General features: G+C 70.1%; 1 protein-coding gene. It reads right to left on the bottom strand.

Going from position 1 to position 663, the window contains the following annotated elements; genetic code table 11:
* Positions 1 to 85: 85 nt before the first annotated feature.
* A partial coding sequence (locus tag PV419_RS52980; protein WP_319701264.1) for an MFS transporter occupies positions 86 to 663 on the bottom strand: 578 nt, incomplete at its 5' end.

The raw sequence follows: 663 nt of genomic DNA, 5'->3' as shown, positions 1-663 counted from the left end.
GGCGTGCCGCCGCCGGTACACCGGCGGCGCGCCAGTCGGCGCCGTTGTGGCTACGCGGCCCCGGCGGGCTCTGAGAAGGGCTCGGTCATCGCAAGGCGTCGTTGGTGCGGGCAGTCCAGATCGCCAGGGCGGCGAGCAGGACGCAGGCGCCGCCGAGCCACAGCACGCCCTGGATGGTGAGCGAATCGACGATGACGCCGCCGACCAGCGCGCCGAGGCCGATGGACAGGTTGAACACTGCCACCCACAGCGAGGAAGCCGCTTCCACCGCCTGCGGGGCGGCCTTGATCATCCACGTCTGGAGGCCCACGGACACGCCGCCGTAGGACAGACCCCAGACGATCAGCAGGATGACGCCGCCGACCGCGGTCTGGCCCAGCAGCAGGAAGAGCGGCATCGCGACCGCGAGGGCCACGGAGATGACCAGCACACTCCGGTGCACCCGGCGGGAGAGCGCCGAGCCGGCGACGAAGTTGCCGGTCATGCCGGCCACACCGAACCCGAACAGCAGCGGACCGACGTAGCGCTCGTCGATCCCCGACAGCTTCTGCAGTGCCGGGCTCACGAACGTGTAGGCGGCGAAGTGCCCGAACACGATCAGCACCGTCGCGATGATGCCGACGCGCACACCCGGATTGCGGAACTGCTCCATCAGCAGCTTCG

Source organism: Streptomyces sp. ME19-01-6, from assembly GCF_033793745.1.
Lineage (GTDB): Bacteria > Actinomycetota > Actinomycetes > Streptomycetales > Streptomycetaceae > Streptomyces.
This window is presented reverse-complemented; position numbering and strand designations above follow the sequence as displayed.